Annotated in this window: 16 protein-coding genes and 1 tRNA gene; 12 read left to right on the top strand and 5 right to left on the bottom strand. The window is 67.4% G+C overall.

Annotated features, from left to right (window positions below; translation table 11 throughout):
- Positions 1–23 precede the first annotated feature (23 nt).
- The 6 genes from ACT54L_RS00725 (at position 24) to ACT54L_RS00700 (ending at position 5,698) form a co-directional block, all read left to right on the top strand.
- Positions 24–734: an IclR family transcriptional regulator gene (locus ACT54L_RS00725; protein WP_476083622.1), complete on the top strand. Its 711-nt coding sequence runs from the start codon at positions 24–26 to the stop codon at positions 732–734.
- A 207-nt stretch (positions 735–941) separates the two neighbouring features.
- On the top strand, positions 942–1,916 hold the full coding sequence (locus ACT54L_RS00720) for a hydroxyacid dehydrogenase (RefSeq protein ID WP_476083621.1): 975 nt from the start codon (positions 942–944) through the stop codon (positions 1,914–1,916).
- 42 nt (positions 1,917–1,958) lie between these two features.
- On the top strand, positions 1,959–2,966 hold the full coding sequence (locus tag ACT54L_RS00715) for an ABC transporter substrate-binding protein (protein ID WP_476083620.1): 1,008 nt from the start codon (positions 1,959–1,961) through the stop codon (positions 2,964–2,966).
- A gap of 29 nt (positions 2,967–2,995) precedes the next feature.
- Complete coding sequence (locus ACT54L_RS00710) at positions 2,996–3,997, top strand: ABC transporter substrate-binding protein (protein ID WP_476083619.1); 1,002 nt, start codon at positions 2,996–2,998, stop codon at positions 3,995–3,997.
- Positions 3,997–4,815, top strand: a complete 819-nt coding sequence (locus ACT54L_RS00705; protein WP_476083618.1) for an ABC transporter ATP-binding protein — start codon at positions 3,997–3,999, stop codon at positions 4,813–4,815. The genes ACT54L_RS00710 and ACT54L_RS00705 overlap by 1 nt, the downstream gene beginning before the upstream one ends.
- The gene (locus ACT54L_RS00700; protein WP_476083617.1) at positions 4,808–5,698 is read left to right on the top strand and encodes an ABC transporter permease; all 891 of its coding nucleotides are present in this window, start codon (positions 4,808–4,810) and stop codon (positions 5,696–5,698) included. Before ACT54L_RS00705 ends, ACT54L_RS00700 begins: the two co-directional genes overlap by 8 nt.
- A 227-nt stretch (positions 5,699–5,925) precedes the next feature.
- Here the strand turns inward: ACT54L_RS00700 and ACT54L_RS00695 are convergent, their stop codons facing one another.
- The 5 genes from ACT54L_RS00695 to ACT54L_RS00675 all read right to left on the bottom strand — a co-directional run bounded on the left by ACT54L_RS00695 (position 5,926) and on the right by ACT54L_RS00675 (position 11,207).
- Complete coding sequence (locus ACT54L_RS00695; RefSeq protein WP_476083616.1) at positions 5,926–7,002, bottom strand: amidohydrolase family protein; 1,077 nt, start codon at positions 7,000–7,002, stop codon at positions 5,926–5,928.
- A gap of 25 nt (positions 7,003–7,027) precedes the next feature.
- Positions 7,028–8,134, bottom strand: coding sequence for a lactonase family protein (locus tag ACT54L_RS00690; RefSeq protein WP_476083615.1), 1,107 nt, complete (start codon positions 8,132–8,134; stop codon positions 7,028–7,030).
- 36 nt (positions 8,135–8,170) lie between these two features.
- Entirely contained in the window at positions 8,171–9,421 is a 1,251-nt protein-coding gene (locus tag ACT54L_RS00685; protein ID WP_476084391.1) for an alpha-hydroxy acid oxidase, read from the bottom strand.
- A 186-nt stretch (positions 9,422–9,607) separates the two neighbouring features.
- On the bottom strand, positions 9,608–10,624 hold the full coding sequence (locus ACT54L_RS00680) for a Bug family tripartite tricarboxylate transporter substrate binding protein (protein ID WP_476083614.1): 1,017 nt from the start codon (positions 10,622–10,624) through the stop codon (positions 9,608–9,610).
- 493 nt (positions 10,625–11,117) lie between these two features.
- Positions 11,118–11,207, bottom strand: a tRNA-Ser gene (locus tag ACT54L_RS00675).
- A 476-nt stretch (positions 11,208–11,683) separates the two neighbouring features.
- Here ACT54L_RS00675 and ACT54L_RS00670 point away from each other — a divergent pair.
- The 6 genes from ACT54L_RS00670 to ACT54L_RS00645 are packed head-to-tail and all read left to right on the top strand — an operon-like array spanning position 11,684 to position 19,288.
- A complete protein-coding gene (locus tag ACT54L_RS00670) occupies positions 11,684–12,664 on the top strand; it encodes an AAA family ATPase (protein WP_476084390.1) in 981 nt (326 codons plus the stop codon).
- 13 nt (positions 12,665–12,677) lie between these two features.
- Positions 12,678–13,625 carry a DUF58 domain-containing protein gene (locus ACT54L_RS00665; RefSeq protein ID WP_476083613.1) on the top strand — a complete coding sequence of 316 codons (948 nt, stop codon included), beginning with the start codon at positions 12,678–12,680 and terminating at the stop codon, positions 13,623–13,625.
- Positions 13,622–14,146, top strand: a complete 525-nt coding sequence (locus ACT54L_RS00660; RefSeq protein ID WP_476083612.1) for a DUF4381 domain-containing protein — start codon at positions 13,622–13,624, stop codon at positions 14,144–14,146. The genes ACT54L_RS00665 and ACT54L_RS00660 overlap by 4 nt, the downstream gene beginning before the upstream one ends.
- Positions 14,143–15,201: a vWA domain-containing protein gene (locus ACT54L_RS00655; protein ID WP_476083611.1), complete on the top strand. Its 1,059-nt coding sequence runs from the start codon at positions 14,143–14,145 to the stop codon at positions 15,199–15,201. Before ACT54L_RS00660 ends, ACT54L_RS00655 begins: the two co-directional genes overlap by 4 nt.
- Entirely contained in the window at positions 15,198–17,471 is a 2,274-nt protein-coding gene (locus ACT54L_RS00650; protein WP_476083610.1) for a VWA domain-containing protein, read from the top strand. Before ACT54L_RS00655 ends, ACT54L_RS00650 begins: the two co-directional genes overlap by 4 nt.
- Positions 17,468–19,288, top strand: coding sequence for a BatD family protein (locus ACT54L_RS00645; RefSeq protein ID WP_476083609.1), 1,821 nt, complete (start codon positions 17,468–17,470; stop codon positions 19,286–19,288). Before ACT54L_RS00650 ends, ACT54L_RS00645 begins: the two co-directional genes overlap by 4 nt.
- Positions 19,289–19,344: the final 56 nt, after the last annotated feature.

Raw genomic sequence — 19,344 nt, 5'->3', positions numbered from 1 at the left:
CGGCGTCGCGGAGGTGAGAGACGATGGTTGAGAGGAAAGCGAAGGCGCGACCGAAGCTGGAGGGCGTCGCGTCGGCAGACAGGCTGCTGACGGTTCTCACCGCCTTTCGCCGCGGTGATGATGCGCTGGAGCTGAGCGAACTGGCGCAGCGGACGCAGCTCGTGAAGAGCACCATCATGCGGCTCTGCATCTCGCTGGAGCGCTTCGGGCTGATGGAGCGTCTCCCCGATGGCCGCTACCGGCTCGGCACCGAGATCGCGCGGCTGGGCTCCGTCTACCTCCAGTCCTTTGCGCTCGAGGCCCAGGTGATGCCGGAGCTGGAAGCCCTGGCGGCCACCTTCGGCGAGACCGCCTCTTTTTACATCCGGCGCGGCGACCAGCGTCTGTGCCTGTTCCGTGTCGATTCGCCCTCGCCTTTGCGGATGCATGTGCGGCCGGGCGATCTGCGGCCGATGGATGCCTCCTCCATCGCACAGGTCCTGCGCCGTTTCGATCCCAAGAGCAGCCCGGAAGACCGTGCAGTTGAAACGCCCATCTATTCCAGTGGTGTCACCGATCCGCATGTTGCGTCCATCTCCATGCCGGTGTTCGGCGCAGGCGGCAGACTGCTTGGCGCTCTCGCGCTCACGGGGCCTGCGTCGCGCCTGACCAGTGAAAGCGCCGCCAAGATCGCTCCGACGCTGAAGAGGTCCGCTGAGGTCCTGACACATGCGCTGGGTGGAGCCGGAGAATAAGACGAAAAATTTGAAACGCTGTTTCGTTTTGCTTTACTTCCCCGCCCCCCGGTGTTAGATCGTTGCCAATGGGACGGTCGGTGAAGGGCCGTCCGGCGAAGAGGCGCAGCAAGTGCCCGATGCCGGAGGGAAGAGAGGCTTTGCCTGCCGCTCAGCGGCCGGCGCACTGCACCCTCCCGCCATCGGATGCGAGGCCGGAGGAGAGACATGTCTGCCACGATCATTGTGACGGGTGCGGCGCTGGCGCGGCCGGCCATGGAAGCCGCAGAGCGCCGGGGCGCCCGCCTCCTGACCGTCGCGCCCTACACGCCTCCGTCCGAGATTGCCGCGTTGGCGGCCTCCGAACAGGCGGACGCGATCATCGTCCGCGCCGCTCACGTCACCGAGGAGGTGATCGGCGCCGCGCCCTCGCTCAAGGTCATCGTCAAGCATGGCATCGGCGTCGATACCATCGACCTTGCCTCCGCGACGCGCCATCGCATTCCCGTCCTGATTACCCATGGCGCCAATGCGCAGTCCGTCGCCGAACACGCCTTCGGGCTGATGTTCGCGGTGGCCCGGCAAAGCGCGTGGCTTGATGCCCGCATGCGCGGCGGCCATTGGGACAAGGCATCCAGCTTCGGCAGCGAGCTTTCCGGCAAATCTATCGGCGTCGTCGGGCTCGGCAGCATCGGTTCTGCGCTGATCGATCTCGTCCGCCCGCTGCGGATGACCGTCCGCGGCTACGACCCCTATTTCCGCGGCAAGCTCGACAATGTCGAAATTGTCGAAGATCTCGACACCCTGCTGGGCGTCAGCGACATCGTCAGCCTGCATATCCCGCTGACCACCGAGAACCGCAACCTGTTCGACGCCCGCCGCCTCGCTTTGATGAAGCGCGGCGCCATGCTGATCAACACGGCCCGCGGCGGCCTGATCGACCATGAGGCTCTTGCCGAGGCACTGACGAGCGGCGCCCTCATCGGTGCCGGCCTCGACTGCTTCCCGGTCGAGCCGCCGACGGAGAACCCGCTGGCGGGCCTGAAGAATGTAGTGATGACGCCGCATATTGGCGCCAACACGCGGGAAGCGGCCGAACGGGTCGGTGTGCGCGCCATCGAGCAGGCGCTCGACGTGATCGAAGGCAAGCCGTTCGATCCGCGTGCCAACGTCAATCCGGAGTATGCCGCTGCAGCCGCCTGAAGAGCGCCGTCTAAGAGCCGCTCTCGACTTGGGAGGACCATCATGAAGCCTGTCTCACGTCGCCACGCATTGGCTTTCGGTTTGGCGGCGGCCAGTGTCGCAGCCCTTCCTCGGCGCGCGCGCGCCGAGGCGACCGTCACCATCGCGATGCAGAATGGCATCGGCTATCTGCCGATCATCGTCGCCGATGCCCTCGGTCTCTTCGGCAAGGCCGTCGAGGCGGCCGGCGCGCCCGGCACGCAGGTCGTCGTCAAGAAGTTCAGCGGCGCACCGGCCATCAATGACGGGCTGCTGTCCAACACCATCCAGCTGGGCGCCATGGGCACGCCGGGCATGCTCGTCGCCTGGGAAAAGACGCGCGGTTCCTACGATATCCGCGGCCTGACCGCGCTCTCCATGGGGCGTTATGCGCTCTTCACGTCGCGGCCCGAGGTGAAGACGGTCGCCGACTTCCCCGACACCTCCCGCATCGCCGTCACCGCGCTGAACACGCCGCAGGCGATCCTGCTGCGGATGGCGGCCGACAAGCAGCTCGGCGAGGCCGGCATCCGCCGCTTCGACAAGATGATGGTCAGCCTGCCGCATCCGGATGCGGCGACCATGATGGCGTCCGGCTCCTCGACGATCGAAGGCTATTTCGCCAACGATCCCTTCATCACCGTGCTCGATTCCAATCCGAAGCTGCACGTGGTGGTGACGTCCGAGGATATTCTGGGCCACCCGGCGACGAGCGGGCTTCTCGCGACCACCGGCAAGTTTGTGAATGAGCAGCCGGCGGTGGCAAAGGGCATCGTCAACGCGATCGCGCAGGCCGAGGACTTCATCCGGGCGAAGCCGGCGGAAGCTGGAGACATCTACCTGCGCGCGGAGCCCTTCACTCTCTCGAAGGACGCGCTGACGGCGATGATCCGCGACAACAAATGGTCAACGGAGCCGCATGGCATCATGGCCTATGCGACCTTCATGACCAAGATCGGCATGCTGAAGAAGGCGCCCGCCCGCTGGCAGGACACCTTCTTCCCGCCCATCGCAAACGGCACCGGCGACTGAACCGGCAAGACCGAAAAGGAGGAAGCAGGATGATCCCCCTCACACGGCGGACAACGCTCGCCTTCGGCTGCGCCGCGCTGGCCAACCTGGCCTTGCCCGCCCGCGCCCAGGCGAAGACCGTCACCATCGCCATCCAGTTCGGCACCAGCCATCTGGCCACCACGGTCGCCGACAAGCTGGCTCTGTTTGCCAAGCATGCGAAGGAAAACGGCATCGGCGACACCACGTTCATGGTTCAGCGCGTCAGCGGTTCGCCTGCGATCAATGACGGCATTTTCAGCGGCAGCCTCGATGTGGGCGCCTATGGGCCGACGGCATTGCTTGCGGCCTGGCTGAAGACGCGCGGCTCCTACGACATCAAGGGCGTCGCGGCCTGCAACGAGGCCGTGCTCACCCTCTACACCAACGATCCCGCCGTGAAGTCCATCGCCGATATCAAGCCGGACATGCGCATCGCGGTCACCGCGACCACAGCGCCCCAGGCGATCCTGCTCAGGATGGCGGCGGAGAAGGCCTTTGGTCCCGGCCAGGCCGGCCGGTTCGACAGGCAGATGGTGGTCCTGCCGCACCCGGACGCCACCACTGCGCTGATCTCGAAATCCGCGATCCAGCTCTACTTCGCCGCGCCCCCCTTCATCTCGACGCTGGAAGCCTCCGGCAAGTGCTACAAGGTTGTCGACGGCAACGACATCATTGGGCGCCCCTATTCGGGTGCTCTTCTCGGCGCGACGAGCAAGTTCGCCAACGCCAACCCGGCTGCGGTGAATACCATCGTCGCTGGCCTCAAGGAGGCGATGGCCCTCATCAAGGCGGACCCCGCCCAGGCCGCCAAGCTTTACATGGAAGTCGAGAAGACAGCGCTCACGCCGGCGGAAGTCGAAGCGGCGATCAAGGCGCAGACCTTCACAGTCGAGCCGCAAGGCCTGATGGCCTTCGCCGGCTTCATGCAACGCAACGGTGAGATGAAGGAGGCGCCTGCCAAGTGGCAGGACGTCATGTTCCCGCCGGTCAACCAAGGGCAGGGAAGCTGATGCTCGCGACCGAAAACATGTCCGGCCTGGCCGTGGCCGCTGATCCGCAGACCCTGCTGCAGGTCAACGGGGTGACGCTGCAATACAAGACGCGCGATCGCCTCGTCACCGCGACCTATCGCGTCTCCTTCGACGTCAAGGAGCAGGATCGCTTCATTCTTCTCGGCCCCTCCGGCTGCGGCAAATCCACCCTCCTGAAATGCGTCGCCGGCTTCCTCAATCCGACCGAGGGCACGATGAAGCTGGATGGCCGCGTCATCGACCGGCCAGGGCCAGACCGCATGATGGTGTTCCAGGAGTTCGATCAGCTGATGCCCTGGCTGACCGTGCTGGACAACGTGATGTTCTCCATGCGCCGTTCCGGGCGCTTCCCCAAGAGCGAGATCCGGGACCGCGCCCGCCGCGCGACCGTCAAGGTGGGGTTGGAGCGGTTCCAGGACGTCTATCCGCACATGCTGTCCGGCGGCATGAAGCAGCGCGTCGCGATCGCGCGCGCACTCGCCATGGAGCCGCGCATCCTGTTGATGGACGAGCCGTTCGCGGCCCTGGATGCGCTGACCCGCCGGCGCATGCAGGAGGAACTGCTCGAGCTTTGGGACGATGTGCGCTTCACCCTGATGTTTGTGACGCACTCCATTGAGGAAGCCATCATCCTCGGCTCCCGTATCCTGGTGCTGACGCCCCATCCCGGCCAGGTCCGCGCCGAACTCGATGCGACGGCCTACAGCCACGAGCATCAGGGTGACGCCGACTTCATGGCCTTCAACCGCAAGATCAACGGCATGCTGTTCGGGACCCAGGAGACGGCTCATGACTGATGCAACGCTTGCCGTGATGCGCAACCTCCCGCGCCCGGATATCGAGCGCGAGCCGGAGGACATCAGCCGGATCGGCGAGATCAGCCGTCCGATCGGGCTGTGGGAAGGCATCTTCGCCATCACGGGCGTCCGCAGGGCGCTCGTCCTGGTCGGGCTTGGCATCGCCTGGGAGGTCTACGCCCGCTGGCTCGGCAACCCGCTGATGTTCCCTTCCCTGAGCGATACGCTGGCCGCCTGGTGGGCGGACATGTCGTCTGGCCGGCTGCCAAGCGCGGCCGTGAGTTCGCTGCGCGTCCTGCTGATCGGCTACGGCGCCGCCATCCTGCTCTCGGCGGTGATGACGACCCTTGCCGTCTCGACGCGCCTCGGCACCGACCTGCTGGCGACGCTGACGGCGATGTTCAACCCATTGCCGGCCATCGCGATCCTGCCGCTTGCTTTGCTCTGGTTCGGGCTCGGCACGTCCAGCATTGTCTTCGTCATCGTCCATTCCGTGCTGTGGGCGGTGTCGCTGAACACTTTCACCGGCTTCCTCTCAGTCAGCCAGACGCAGCGCATGGCCGGACGAAATTACGGGCTCGGGGGCTTGAGGCTGGTGATCTTCATCCTGATCCCGGCGGCCTTCCCCTCGATCCTCGCCGGTCTGAAGATCGGCTGGGCCTTCGCATGGCGCACGCTGATCGCGGCCGAACTGGTCTTCGGCGTGTCGGGCAATGCGGCTGGCCTCGGCTGGTACATCTTCGAGGCGCGCAACGCACTGGAAACCGCCACCGTCTTCGCAGGCCTGCTCACCGTCATCCTGATCGGCCTGGCGGTGGAGGGCCTGGTCTTCCGCTCCATTGAAGCGGCGACGGTGCGCAAATGGGGGATGCAGAACCACTGACGACGCCCCGGGGAAAGCTGGCCCGCCGGCTTTCCCCGTGCCCGTTCACCTTTGGAGACATCATGTCGCCTCTGCGCGCACCGGGATCCGTTGCGCTGGCGCCCGTGAGGGCGGGTCCCTGCGACCTAGAGCGTCTCAGAGTTTCATGGAAACACTGAAACGCTCTATCTCTTTGCTTTCACGCATTTCCTTGCCGCGCACCGGTTCCCACTTCGCTCGGAAGTGCTCTAGCCTTCGCCCGCCGCGCCATCCACCGCCGAGCGCACAGGTTCGCGCGGCACGGCGATCAATCCGTGGTCGAGACCGCACGTTTCATCAAAGCCGTACAGCTCAGCCGGATTGCGCGCGAAGATCCGGCGCGACACGTCAGCGGAACCGATCCAGTCGGTAATCAGATCGACCATCATTGCGTCGTCGGGCTTGGCGTCCTCGGGCATGGTCGGATGCGGCCAATCCGTGCCCCACACCAGACGCTCGGGGCACCGGCCGAGATACCCTCGGGCCAGGGCCTCCGCCTCCCCATAGCGGGGTGCTCCGTCCGTTCCGAACGTGTAGAGGCCGGAGATCTTCAGCCAAGCCCGTCGTCTTTCGAGGAGCGCGCCGATGATCTCATAGGCCGGATGCTCGAAGGCGGGGGCCGGGATTTGGCCCAGATGATCGAAGACCAATGGGACAGGTAGGCTTGCCAGCAGATCGGCATGGGCCATGATCTTGTCCGGCTTTGCCACCACCTGGATATGCCAGCCATAGGGAGCGATCCGCTTCGCCACAGCGGGCATGGCTTCGATCTGAAGACCGCCGGGCAAGGAGAGATTGAAGCGGACGCCGCGGACGCCGCTCTCGTGCATGGCGAGCTGGCTATCCTCGTCGATGTGTTCGTCGACCACGACGACGCCCCGCGCGGACGCCCCGAAGCGCGCCAGGGCATCGAGCAGGCAGCGATTGTCCGTGCCGTACGTGGAGGGCTGGACGATGACGTGGCGGGTGAAGCCGAGCCGGAGCTTGAGCCGCTCGTAATCTTCCACCAAGGCGTCCGGCGGAACCAAGGTCGCCCGTTCATCGGCAGGGAAACGCGCATCATAGATGTGATGGTGACAGTCCACCGCGCCCACGGGCAAGGCGATGCGAGGGGGGCGCATTCCCGATGACCAGCGCACAACGATTCCGGGTGTGTCCGTCTGCTGGGTCATGGAGGGGACCGTCTGGTTGCCGCTGCCGATCGGTTCGGAGGAGGGACTTGATGGCATGATCGCGGTCCTCGCTTTTTCCCGATTATCAAGTCCCGACCGACGGCGGGCCGGCACCAGTTGGTCTCGTGGAAGCCTCGTTTCATGGAAAATCTATGATCTCGACCCAGTTCGCGCCGCGCCCGCCGGGATACCGGCCGACTTCCTCAAGCCACCCCGTGTCCGACGCGATGCGATAGACCGCGACCATGTCCGATTGTTCGCCTGAGGCGATGAGGTATCGGCCCGTCGGGTCAATCTTGATGCCGCGCGGGCGCCTCACCGTGTCGAAGCTTACGACATAGCGCGGCGCGCCACTGACGCCGTCAATCTCAAGCAGGGCAAGCTTGCTGCTCGTGCGTTCGGTGGTGAAGAGGAAGCGGCCGTTCGGCGTGATCTGAATATCGGCCGCTGAGATCGCTGGTTTTGACGATGCAGCCGTTTCCCGGGATCGCTCGGCGAGCCGCGCCGCAGTGATGGCCGGCTGAATGCTCCCCCGCACGAGGCCAGCATCGGAGGGGACCGTGACGGTAGACCCGACGAGGCTCAGCGTCCCGGTCTCGGCATTCAATGCATAGTGAGAGACGGTGCCGGACAGTTCGTGAAGCACATATGCGAACCGATTGTCGGGAGAAAAGGCCAAATGGCGAGGGCCTTCCCCCGGAAAGGTCGCAATGGTCGCCGGAGTATTGGGGGTCAGAAGTCCGGTGTCTTCATGGAACCGAAACTGCGCGATCTGGTCGCTGCCGAGGCTGGTCGCAAAGACAAAACGATTGGTAACGTCGGCTTGGATCGCGTGGGCATGGGTCCCGGTCGGCACAATTTGGGATGCGGGCCGGGTGATCCTGCCATCCTCATCGATGGGGCTGACCGCGATGATGTTTCCCGCATAGGAGGCCGTGAAGAAGAAGCGACCACGGCGATCCGTTGCCGCGTAAGGCATGCTTTCCGGCAGCGGCGCCTCCGCAACGGGCACAAGGGCGCCCGAGTGCGCGTCTATGCCATACGTCAGGACGCGAATGGGTGCGGAGCGGACGACGGCGTAGAGATGGCGCTTGTCGGGAGATACGGCCATGGGCATGACCACAGGCCCAGCCGTGACCCGGCCTAATGCTGCCAGGGCACCGTCGGCCGGGCTCATCCGATAGACGGAGATGTCGCCATCTATCGCGTTCGAGATGTAGACGGCGATGGTTCCCACGGTGGACATCGCAACGGCTCCTAACGGCGCTCCGCTCTCTTCGGCTCACGCTCCGATCGGCAGCAGCAGGTCTGGCGTGATTTCCTCAAGGCAGGTGACACCGGCCAATCCCATGTTCCTGGCAATCTCGCTGCACAGGATATCGATGGCGTGACGCACGGCCACCTCCCCGCCGACCGCAGCAGCGTAGTTGAACGGCCGCCCGACGAAGACAAAGCGGGCCCCGAGCGCAAGGGCCTTGAGCACGTCGGATCCGCGCCGGATGCCTCCGTCCATCATGACAGGCAATGTTGCGCCGACGGCATCGACAATGCCTGGGAGAACGCGGAGCGGCGAAACCGTCCCGTCAAGCTGGCGTCCGCCATGATTGGAAACGATGATGCCATCGACGCCGTGGTCGCGGCACAATTTGGCGTCGCCGCTCGACATGATCCCCTTCACCACCAGCCTCCCCGCCCACTTTCGGCGGATGAGCGCGAGGTGCTGCCAGTTCAAGTGATCCTTCGCCCCGAAATCGCGCATGACGCTCTTGGCCAGAATGGGAGCACCGCGTTGGGCTGCGGAATTCTCGAAGTGCGGCATGCCGTGCGTGACCAACGTTCGCAGAAACGTGTTCACGGTCCAACGCGGATGCGTCAGGCCCTGCCAGGCGAGTTGCAGGCTGGGCCGAAGCGGGGTCGAAAAGCCACTGCGGATATTGTTTTCGCGGTTTGCCAGAACTGCCGTATCCACCGTGAGGACCAGCGTGTCGAAGCCCGCCAGCTTGACCCGATCGAGGAGAGCCTCGATCCGGTCTATCTCGCCGGGGAGATAGGCCTGAAACCAGGTCGTCCTGCCAATGGCGGCGACCTCCTCCATCCGGATCAAAGACGAGCCGCTCAGGATCATGGGAATGTTGGCCGCGGCGGCAGCCTCGGCGAGAACGAGGTCCCCGCGAAACGCAGACAAAGCGCTGATGCCCATGGGCGCGATGCCGAATGGAGCAGCATAGGCGCGGCCGAGCAATTCCGTAGACTGCCGTCTCTTGGAGACGTCGATCAGCACACGGGGCACGAAGCCGTAGCGGTCAAAGGCTGTACGGTTGTCGCGGAGGGAGGCGTTCGTTTCCGCCGCTCCCGAAACATATCCAAAGATCGGGCGGGGCAAATGCCGGCGGGCAAGAGTTTCGAAATCGTCGAGTGCCAGCACATCACGAAGACGTCGCGGTAGCTTTGCGCGATACAGATTCCTCTCTGCAATGGAATTTTGTCCGCCGTTCGCCGCCGTCACCGGGGTCGACTTGCGTGAACCGGACATGGTCATTGTTGCTCCGGTGCTTCTCGTTCCTGGGGCGCAGCCGTCGTGCAGCGCCCCGGCATACGGAGTTTGGCCAGCAAACACCCTGCACCCCCATCACGAGGATCTGGCGCCATCTAAGATGTCCGCTTTCTCAGCCGTCGACGGATCGGTCGCCGACCGAGGCTCAGCGCCTGGAGGGAGCGGTCACTCCATCTTGATGTTGGCGGCCTTAATGATCCGACCCCAACGCTCGAAATCAGTGGCCTGCCGCTTGGCAAGTTCATCTGGCGTGCCGCCGACCACGGTGACGCCAGCCTTCTCCAGATGGGCCACCGTCTCCGGCTTGTGCAGATATTGATCGATATCCCGATTGAGCCTTTGAACCCTGTCAGCCGGCGTCCCTGCAGGCGCGTACACGGCCTGCCATTGCTCGATCACGAAATCCTTGAAGCCCAATTCGGTCATTGTCGGCACATTCGGCAGCGCCGGCAGGCGTTGGGCCGATGTTACGGCGAGTGCCTTGACCTTGCCCGCCTGGACTTGCGGCACACCGACGGAGACCGGGGTGAAGACGAAATTCACCTGGCCACTCATCACGTCCTGAATGGCCGGCGCGTCGCCGCGATAGGGCACGTGAACCATGGTGGTGTCGGTCTGCAGGGCGAGAAACTCACCTTGCATCTGGATGATCGATCCGAGGCCACCGGACGCAAAGGAAATGCTGGAGGGTTTGGCTTTGGCGGCGGCGATCAGATCCTGCACCGAATTGAACGGCGAATTCTCCGCGACGACCAGGACGTGCGGCACCGTCCCGATGGTGACGATCGGCTCGTAGGCCTTGGCGGGGTCGTACGATAACTTCATCAAATGGGGCATGATCGTCTGCGGCCCGATCGAGGTGCCCAGAAGCACATCGCCGGTCGGTGCGGCCCGCGCGACGAAGGCGCCGCCGATGGTTCCCACAGCACCGGAGCGGTTGTCCACCACCACGGGCACGCCAAGAGCCTCAGAAAGGGCCTGGGAAACCAGCCGACCGAGGAGGTCGGTGGTGCCGCCCGCCGGATAGGGGACCACATAGGTGATGGGCCTGGACGGCCAAGCCGTCTGCGCTTGCGCTTCAGCCGCGAACGGCGCCAGCGCTGCCGCCATCAAAAGGGTGCGTCTGGTCAGCAAGACATGTTTGGCGACCGAGCGGCGGCTGCCGCAACGTTCGTGATCCATAAGCGTTTCCTTCGCCGTTGACCCATCGGCAACCGCGCGCTTCTCCGTCGCGCAACCGAACAGTGGCCAGATAATCAGAAATGCAACGTCGTTTCAATATGCATTCATCGGCACGGGTGGTCCCCCGCCCGATGCTTGTGCGGCAAAGGGCCAGTGTCCGATCGATGCGAAGGACCCCCCCGCTCGGCGTTTGCCCCCCTGCGATTTCGGGCGCGATAACGCTCCACAGCGCAACAGCGCGCCGGAGGGCTCAGCCGAGTGGTTTGGGATCTGGCGCCAGAAAGCACATTGGGCACCGGGCGGCGCACATATCGCCGACGTGCTGCACGCCCTGCAAAAGGGCTGGGCTTCACCCGTGTGGCGAACACCGAGGCGCGGCGAGCTCAAATGGCTCTCTCGCGTGCGTGGCCAGAGTTTTCAAGACGTGGGGAAGGGGGGCGGGGAGGGCCTAATTCTTTCAAGCTCTTGAAAGATATGGCAGATCTTCACGAGCTGGCGGAGAGGGAGGGATTTGAACCCCCGATACGGTTGCCCGTATGCCGCATTTCGAGTGCGGTGCATTCAACCACTCTGCCACCTCTCCATCCGGGGCGCGGTGCCCAGGGGCACCGTTGTGGTGGAGCGCTTCTAGCGGAGAGATGAGGCGCAGACAAGTCGGATAACAGGCGCGCACGCGTGGTGTCCACCATGCCGCGCGCGCCATGGCCGCCGGGGCATGCCGCCGGGCGGGGCGCGCCAGGGCGCGCCTGGAACTTAAGGTCGCGGCGCGCCGCCGGATTTCGGCCCAGGTGTGGGTAGAAATATGCCATTACCTAAAAGTCATTTTTGTGGGCGTGCGACCGGCCTGGATGCTGCGCTATAGAGGGCGCCGGTCGAACGCCCCCCGGAAGCCGAGCCGAGATGAATCAGAGTCCAGACGCCGCCCAGCTTCAAGCTGCTCAAGCCCAAGCTGCCCAGGCGCACGCCCAAGCCCACGCCCAGGCAGCCGCCCACGCCCAGGCAGCCGCCCACGCCCAGGCTGCCGCCCACGCACAGGCGCAGGCCCGGGAGGCGCAGGCGATGGCCGCGCTGGCGGCGAGCGACCTGCCCAAGCGCACCTTCGACCGGCTGGCGGCCTATATGAATGCGGCCATCGTGGGCCAGCCGGCCTTCGTGGACCTCTTGCTGGTGGCGGTGCTGGCGGACGGGCATCTCCTGGTGGAGGGCGCGCCGGGTCTCGCCAAGACCAAGGCGGTGAAGGCGCTGGCCCGGGCGATCCAATGCGACGACCAGCGCATCCAGTTCACCCCGGACCTGCTGCCCTCCGACCTCACCGGCACCGACATCTACCGGCCCGAGGACGGCACCTTCCGCTTCCAGGCGGGTCCAGTGTTCCATAATTTCATCCTGGCGGACGAGATCAATCGCGCCCCGGCCAAGGTGCAGGCAGCGCTCCTGGAGGCCATGGCGGAACGGCAGGTGACGGTGGGCGGCACCACCTATGCCTTGCCAAAGCTGTTCCTGGTCATGGCCACCCAGAACCCCATCGAGCAGGAAGGCACCTATCCGCTGCCCGAGGCGCAGCTCGACCGGTTCCTGCTGCATGTGCGCATCGGCTATCCCGACGTTGCGGCCGAGCGGCAGATCCTGCGCATCGTGCGGGGCGAGGCGCGGGGCGAGGAACTGGCGTTCGGCGAGCGGGTGCCCCAGGCGGTGGTGTTCGCCGCCCGCCGCGCCGTCCAGGCGGTGCACATGTCAGAGGCGGTGGAGACGTATCTGTTGCAGATCGTGGCGGCCACCCGCGCGCCCGAGCTTTACGGCGCGGATCTCAAGGGGGCGGTCTCCTTCGGCGCCAGCCCGCGCGGCACCATCGCGCTCGACCGCTGCGCCCGCGCCCATGCCTGGTTGCGGGGCCGCGACCATGTGCTGCCGCAGGATGTGCAGGCCATCGCCAAGCCGGTGCTGCGCCACCGCGTGCTCCTGACCTTCGAGGCGCAGGCGGACGGATATTCCTCCGATGACTTCATCGATGCCCTGCTCGCCCGCGTGCCGGTGAGCTGAGCGACCGCCGCTGATGGCCGCCGACCGGGACGAACTGACCGGCATTGTCGCCGACCTCAACGAGCTGATCGCGGCGCGGCCGAAGGGGCGCGCCCGCGGCTATGGGGGCGCGGACAAGGTGCGCACCCTGCGCTTCGGCGGTCACAAATCCTCGTTCCGCGGCCGGGGCATGGAATTCGACGAGGTGCGCACCTATCAGCCGGGCGATGACGTGCGCACCATCGACTGGCGGGTGACGGCGCGCACCGGCAAGGCGCACACCAAGCTGTTCCAGGAGGAGCGGGAGCGCCCGGTGCTGGTGGTGCTGGACCTGCGCCCCTCCATGCTGTTCGGCACGCGGGTGTGCTTCAAGTCGGTGCTGGCGGCCCGCGCCTGCGCCTTCGTGTCGTGGGTGGCGCTGGAGGGCGGCGACCGTGTCGGCGGGTTGGTGTTGACGCCCGATGGCCTCTCCGCCTTCGCGCCCCGCCGCAGCCGCAACGAGGTGCTCGGCTTGATGAAGGCCATGGCGGAGGGCACCCGCCATGCGCTCTCTCCCACCCATGCCCGCAACGGCCCGCCCTTGGCCGATGCGCTGGCCCGCGCCCGCCATGCCAGCCGGCCGGGCACCTTGGTGTTCGTGGCCAGCGACTTCGCCGATTTCGATGCCCATGCCGAGCAGGAGATGGGGCGGCTTGCCACCCATTGCGAGGTGGCGAACCTGTTCGTGCAGGATGCGCTGGAAGAGGCCGCCCCGCCGCCCGGGGCCTATCGGTTGAGCGACGGCAAGACCGTGGCCATCCTGGACCTGGAAGGCCGGGCCGCGCCCGCCGCCTATCTGCGGCTGTTCGCCGAGCGGCGCGCGCGCATCGAGGCCTTCTCCCGCAAGCGGGGCCTGGCCTTTCGCGTGCTGCGCACCGGCGAGGACCCCGCCGACCTGCTCTCGCCCGCGCGCCTGCAGCCGGGACGGAAGGGGCCGCGATGAACCCGCAGCAGCCTTATTCCCTGCCGCCATCGCCTCTGGACCCGCCGGGGCAGGAATTGCTCGCTCAGTTGCGCGGCCTGCATCTGCCGGGCGAGGTGCCGTTCTGGCCATTGGCGCCGGGCTGGTGGATGCTGGCGGGCGCGCTGTTCGTGGTGCTGCTGATCGCACTCTATCTGGAATGGCGGCGCCGGCAGACGCTGTCCTACAAGGTGCGCCAGCAGGTCAAGGCCATCGCGGCCGATGTGAAGGCGCATCCCGATGCCCGGTCCGTGGCGGCGGCGAGCGCCATCCTTCTGCGCCGCATCGTGGTGTCCCGCGGGCGGGACGAGGCGGCGGTCACCTTCACCGGCCCCGCCTGGGAAGAGGTGCTGGCCGCCGGCAAGGGCGGCATGGGGGAGGAGGTGGCGCGCTTCGTCGCGCTCGCCCCCTATGTGCCGCCGCACGCGCCCGGCGGGGATGGCGTGCCCCGCGCGGCCCTGGTGGCGGCCTTGTGCACCTGGATCAAGGTCAACGCCAAATGACCTTTCAATGGCCCTTCGCCTTTCTCCTTCTGCTGGTGCCGGTGCTGGTGCGCTTCCTTGTGCCGGCGGCCAAGGTGTCGCGTTCCGGCGCGCTGCGGGTGCCCTTCTTCGCCCAGATGCGGGCGGCGGGCCTGGTGGGGGAGGGCGCGCGGCGCAAGAAGCTGGTGCGCCTCGTGCTCATGAGCCTCATCTATTTTCTCCTGGTGGCGGCCGCCGCCCGGCCGGTGATCGTGGGCACGCCCGTGCCGCTGCCGGTGGACGGGCGCGACCTGATGCTCGCCGTCGACCTCTCCGGCTCCATGGCCCGCCAGGATCTCTCCAAGGACGGCAAGCCCACGGACCGCCTCACCGTGGTGAAGTCGGTGGCCGACGACTTCATCGCCCGGCGCAAGGGCGACCGGCTGGGGCTGATCCTGTTCTCGTCGCGGGCCTATATCCAGAGCCCGCTGACCTTCGACCGCGACGTGGTGCGCCAGTTGCTGGACCAGTCCCGCATCGGGCTTACCGGCCAGGAAACCGCCATCGGGGATGCCATCGCGCTGGCCGTGAAGACCTTGCGCACGCGGCCCGATGACCAGCGCGTCATGATCCTCCTGACCGACGGCGCCAACAATTCCGGCGTGCTGGACCCCATCCTCGCCGCCGAGGTGGCCCGGCAGGAGCATGTGAAGATCTACACCATCGGGGTCGGTGCCGACCGGCTCGCCATGGGCTCGCGCATCATCAACCCGTCCATGGACCTGGACGAGGACGCGCTTCAGAAGATCGCGGACATGACCGGGGGGCGCTATTTCCGCGCCCGCGACAGCGCCGGCCTTGCGGCCATCTATGCGGACATTGACCGGATGGAGCCGGTGGCGGGCGAGCCGCTTTATCTCAGCCCCACCGTCTCCCTGTTCCATTGGCCGCTCGCGGTGGCGCTGGGGCTGTCCTTCCTGGGCGGCCTGCTGGGCGTCCTGCCGACGCGGCGGCGGGTGGCGATTGCCCCTGCTCCTGCTCCTGCTCCTGCTCCTGCTCCTGCTCCTGCGGCGGCCGCCGGGGAGGCGCGCGGATGATCCCGGCCGGCTTCCATTTCCTGCGGCCTGACTGGCTCTATGCGCTCATCCCCGCCGTTCTGCTGGCGCTCCTGGTGTGGCGCCGGCTCGGCCAGGGGCGGGACGACTGGGCGGGATTGGTGGATGCCCATCTCCTGCGTCACCTCGCGGTGCGTGAACGGGCGGGCATGCGGCGCTGGCCCGTGCCGGCGCTGCTGCTCGCCTGGGCGCTCACCGTGGTGGCGCTTGCCGGCCCGGCCTGGCAGAAGGTGCCGACCCCCACGCTCGACCGGCTCGATCCTGTGGTGGTGGTGCTCTCGCTCTCCCGCTCCATGGACGCCACCGACCGCAAGCCCTCGCGCCTGGTGGCCGCCCGCCACAAGGTGGAGGACATGCTCGGCCGCATGAAGGGTGGGCAGGTGGGGCTCGTCATCTATGCGGAGGCGCCCTTCGTGGCCGCGCCCCTCACGGAGGATGCCCGTGTGGTCGGGCTGATGCTGCCGGAACTGGCCACCGACCTCATGCCCGTGCCCGGCGACCGGCCGGACCTCGGCATCGCCGAGGCGGTGAAGCTCCTGAAGAACACCGGCGCGCCCACGGGACGCATCGTTCTGGTGGCGGATGGGGCAGGCCAGAACCCGCCGCTGACGAAGGCCGCTGTCTCGGCCGCCGCGGCCGCGGGCTATGTGGTCAATGTGCTCGATGTGTCCGTGTCCGGCGGCAGCGGCGCGGGGGAAAGCGAGTTGAAGGCCTTGGCCGGCCTTGGTCGCGGGCGCTTTGCCGCGGTTTCGCCGGACGGGCGTGATCTGGATGCGGTGTTGGCGCGGGCGGTGGCGTCGCGCTCGCCGCTGGCGGAAGCGCGCACGCCCTTGCAGGAGACCGGCTTGAAGGCCGACCAATGGGTGGATATGGGGCCCTGGCTCCTGCTTCTGGCGGCGCCGCTCGCGGCGCTGGCGTTCCGGCGCGGCTGGCTCGCGGCCCTGCCGCTCGCCTTCCTCTTGGGCGGTGCGCTGTCCGGCGCGGCGCGGGCGCAGGCCCTGGAGGCGCCGGACGCCGCCGCCCTTCAGCGGGCTGACAGCACCTGGCGCAACCTCTGGCAAACCCCCGACCAGCAGGGCGCCAGCGCCTTCTCCCGCAAGGATTACGACGCCGCCGCCCGCAGCTTTGCGGATCCCGCCTGGAAGGGCAGCGCCCTTTACGAGGGCGGCAATTACGATGCCGCCGCCTCCACCTTCGGCTCCATGCCGGGAGCGGACTATAATCGCGGCAATGCGCTGGCCAAGGCCGGCAAGCTGGAAGAGGCAGTCTCGGCCTATGAGGCCGCGCTCGCTCGCGATCCGAAGGATGCGGACGCCCAGCACAATCTGGACATCGTCAAGCAGGTCCTGGAGCTGCGCAAGCAGCAGCAGGACGAGCAGAACAAGCAAAACCAGCAGAATCAGAAGAACCAGAAAGACCAGAAGGACCAGAAGGACCAGCAGAAGCAGGGCGGTGGGGGGCAGTCGCAGGCCAACCAGAAGCCCTCCGACGGCAAGGACAAGGGCCAGGACAAGGGACCCGAACCCAAGAAGGATCCCGGCGACAAGCCTCAGCCCGAGCAGCCCGGTCCCGACAAGGGCCAGAACCAGGGACCCAACAAGGACCAGGGCAAGGACCAGAAGAAGCCCGAGCCGGGTCAGGGGCCGGAGAAGGGACCGGATAAGGAGAAGGGACAGGATAAGCCCGACACCTCCAAGCCCGACACCTCCAAGCCCGACCCCACCAAGCCAGGGGACAATAAGAAGCCCGATCCCAAGTCGCCGGGCGCGGACAAGGCGCCGCCGCCCGACAAGCCGGGCGAGGACCAGCCCGACCCGTTCGCCCCGCCGCCGCCGCCGAACCAGAAGCCGGAGCCGCCCCAAGGCGCCCCCCAGCCGCAGCCCGCGCAGCCCCAGCCACAAGGGCCGCAGCAAGGCCAGCAGCCGGGCCAGTCGCAACCGGCCCAGCCCGCGCCCCAGCCCAAGCCTACGCCGGCGCAGCCGGCTCAAGGTCAACAGGGCCAGTCGCAACCGGGCCAGGCCCCGCAGGCGCAGCCCGCCCGGCCGGTGCAGGTGCAGCCCGGCGGCACGCCGAAGGACCCGTCCAAGGACCCGCAGATGGTCCTGATGCCCCGCCCCATGACGGAGCAGGACCAAAATCGCGAGCAGGCGCTGCGCAGCGTGCCGGATGATCCGGTGGGCCTGCTGCGCGCCCGCATCCGCTCCTATTATTCCGGCTCGCCGGTGCCCGCTTATGAGGAGAAGGGCCCATGACGACCCTTCCCTCCGTTCGCACCGCTGTGCGGCGGGCGGTGCTGGCCGTCCTGCTCCTGGGGAGCCTCCTCGCCGCGCTGCCGGCCCTGGCGGCGACGCTCACCGCCACCACCGACCGCACGTCGGTGGCCATGGGCGAGACGGTGACGCTCGTCCTCTCGCTTGCCGGGGGCGACAGCAGCACGCCGCCCGACCTGTCCGCGCTGTCCCGGGACTTCGAGATCGTCGACCGCCGGCGCGGCAGCCGCACCACCACCGTGGACGGGAAGCGCACCGTGGTGAACGAATGGGTGATGCTGTTGGCGCCCAAGCGCACGGGCACCCTGACCATCCCCGCCCTCAGCGTGGCCGGCCTCTCCACCCAGCCGGTGCGGCTCGACGTGGCCGCCGCGCCCCCCGTGGACGTGAATGAGGATCGTCCCCTGTTCGTGCAGATGGAGGCGGGCAAGGGCGACGCCTATGTGCAGGGGGAGATCCCCATTTCCGTGCGCATCTATGATGCGCTCGGCATGCGTTCGGGCGCGCTGACGCGGCCCGAGGCCGAGGGCGCCAGCTTCGCCCCCCGCGGCGAACAGCAGACCTATGTGCGCACCATCGGCAAGAAGCGGTATCGGGTCTATCAGCAGGACTATGTGATGACGCCGCAGAAAAGCGGCACCATCCACATCCTGCCCATCACCCTCAAGGCCACCGTTCCGGGCTCGTCTTCCGCCAGCTTGGATGCGGAGATGGCGCGCCTGCTCGGGCGCCAGCCCAGCCCGTCCGGCTGGCTTGATGCCGGCGCGCCCGGGCGCGAGATCAACCTGCATACCGACCCGTTGGATGTGGAGGTCAAGCCCCGGCCCAGCGCCGCCACCGGCTGGTTCCTGCCGGCCAAGGCGGTGACGCTGACCAGCCAATGGTCGAGCCCGCCCACCAAGGCGCAGGTGGGCGATACGCTGACCCGCACCATCCGCCTCGTGGCGGTGGGCGCCACCCCCAACCAATTGCCCCCGCTCGCCCCCCTCGCGGTGGACGGGCTGCGCCAATATGAGGATGAGAGCCGGCCGGAAGCCGTGCAGGTGAAGGGCGAAGCGGCGGCCCAGCTGACGCAGGTGGTGTCTGTGGTGCCGTCCCGCCCGGGCACCTTCACCTTGCCCGCGGTGGAGGTGGACTGGTGGAACACCGCCGCCAACCGCCAGGAAAAGGCGGTGCTGCCGCCCGAGACCTTCTCCATCGCCGGCGCCGCCCCCGCACCCCCCACATCCGCCGACCAGAATGTGGCCGTGGTGGAGGACGAGCCGCAGGAGCCCGCCCAGGGCGCCCCCGCCCCGCCGGGGCAGGACCTGGTGGCGGCCATCGTGGTGCCCGCCCTGGCCTATATCGAGACCCATGCGCGCCTGGTGGCGGCGGTGGCGGCGGGCCTGCTGACGCTTGGCCTGTTCCTGGCCGTGATCGGCCGGCATCGCGCCGCCCGCGCCCGTCGGCGCACCTTGCGGCCCGCGCCCGCCCGCCGCGCACCCTTCCGCGCCGGCCGGGGCGGTGGGGAGGCCGTGGTCACCGCCGCCCTTGATCGGCTGGCGGCCGCCGGCAAGCGCAATGATGCGTCCGCCGCCCAGTCCGCCTATCTCGCCTTCCTACGGGCCGCCGGAGCGCCCCGCGCGCCGGAGCTGGAAGAGGCCGGGAAGGCGCTGGGCACTGCCCTCCACGGCGCCATGCCGGCCCCCTGGCGCGGCCGCACGCTCGTCAAGGCGGTGAAGGCGGAGCGGGCGGCCCGCCGGCCGGCGCGCGCTCCGCGCGGGGCACGGCTTGCCCCCCTCTATCCCTCCGAAGGCTGACGTCCGGCCGTCACACGGCTTTCTCCCATTCCGGCTAAGGGCTTGCAGGGGCCCCG

The sequence above is a fragment of the Aquabacter sp. DMC10 genome (assembly GCF_056314145.1).
Note: the sequence above shows the minus strand (reverse complement) of the source record. Positions and strands in the feature narration are given on the sequence as shown.

Coding starts and splice junctions, on each gene's coding strand:
- ACT54L_RS00650 (WP_476083610.1), top strand. CDS start 15,198: ATGATCCCGGCCGGCTTCCATTTCCTGCGGCCTGACTGGCTCTATGCG.
- ACT54L_RS00655 (WP_476083611.1), top strand. CDS start 14,143: ATGACCTTTCAATGGCCCTTCGCCTTTCTCCTTCTGCTGGTGCCGGTG.
- ACT54L_RS00700 (WP_476083617.1), top strand. CDS start 4,808: ATGACTGATGCAACGCTTGCCGTGATGCGCAACCTCCCGCGCCCGGAT.
- ACT54L_RS00705 (WP_476083618.1), top strand. CDS start 3,997: ATGCTCGCGACCGAAAACATGTCCGGCCTGGCCGTGGCCGCTGATCCG.
- ACT54L_RS00715 (WP_476083620.1), top strand. CDS start 1,959: ATGAAGCCTGTCTCACGTCGCCACGCATTGGCTTTCGGTTTGGCGGCG.
- ACT54L_RS00720 (WP_476083621.1), top strand. CDS start 942: ATGTCTGCCACGATCATTGTGACGGGTGCGGCGCTGGCGCGGCCGGCC.
- ACT54L_RS00670 (WP_476084390.1), top strand. CDS start 11,684: ATGGCCGCGCTGGCGGCGAGCGACCTGCCCAAGCGCACCTTCGACCGG.
- ACT54L_RS00725 (WP_476083622.1), top strand. CDS start 24: ATGGTTGAGAGGAAAGCGAAGGCGCGACCGAAGCTGGAGGGCGTCGCG.
- ACT54L_RS00710 (WP_476083619.1), top strand. CDS start 2,996: ATGATCCCCCTCACACGGCGGACAACGCTCGCCTTCGGCTGCGCCGCG.
- ACT54L_RS00665 (WP_476083613.1), top strand. CDS start 12,678: ATGGCCGCCGACCGGGACGAACTGACCGGCATTGTCGCCGACCTCAAC.
- ACT54L_RS00685 (WP_476084391.1), bottom strand. CDS start 9,421: ATGTCCGGTTCACGCAAGTCGACCCCGGTGACGGCGGCGAACGGCGGA.
- ACT54L_RS00660 (WP_476083612.1), top strand. CDS start 13,622: ATGAACCCGCAGCAGCCTTATTCCCTGCCGCCATCGCCTCTGGACCCG.
- ACT54L_RS00680 (WP_476083614.1), bottom strand. CDS start 10,624: ATGGATCACGAACGTTGCGGCAGCCGCCGCTCGGTCGCCAAACATGTC.
- ACT54L_RS00690 (WP_476083615.1), bottom strand. CDS start 8,134: ATGTCCACCGTGGGAACCATCGCCGTCTACATCTCGAACGCGATAGAT.
- ACT54L_RS00645 (WP_476083609.1), top strand. CDS start 17,468: ATGACGACCCTTCCCTCCGTTCGCACCGCTGTGCGGCGGGCGGTGCTG.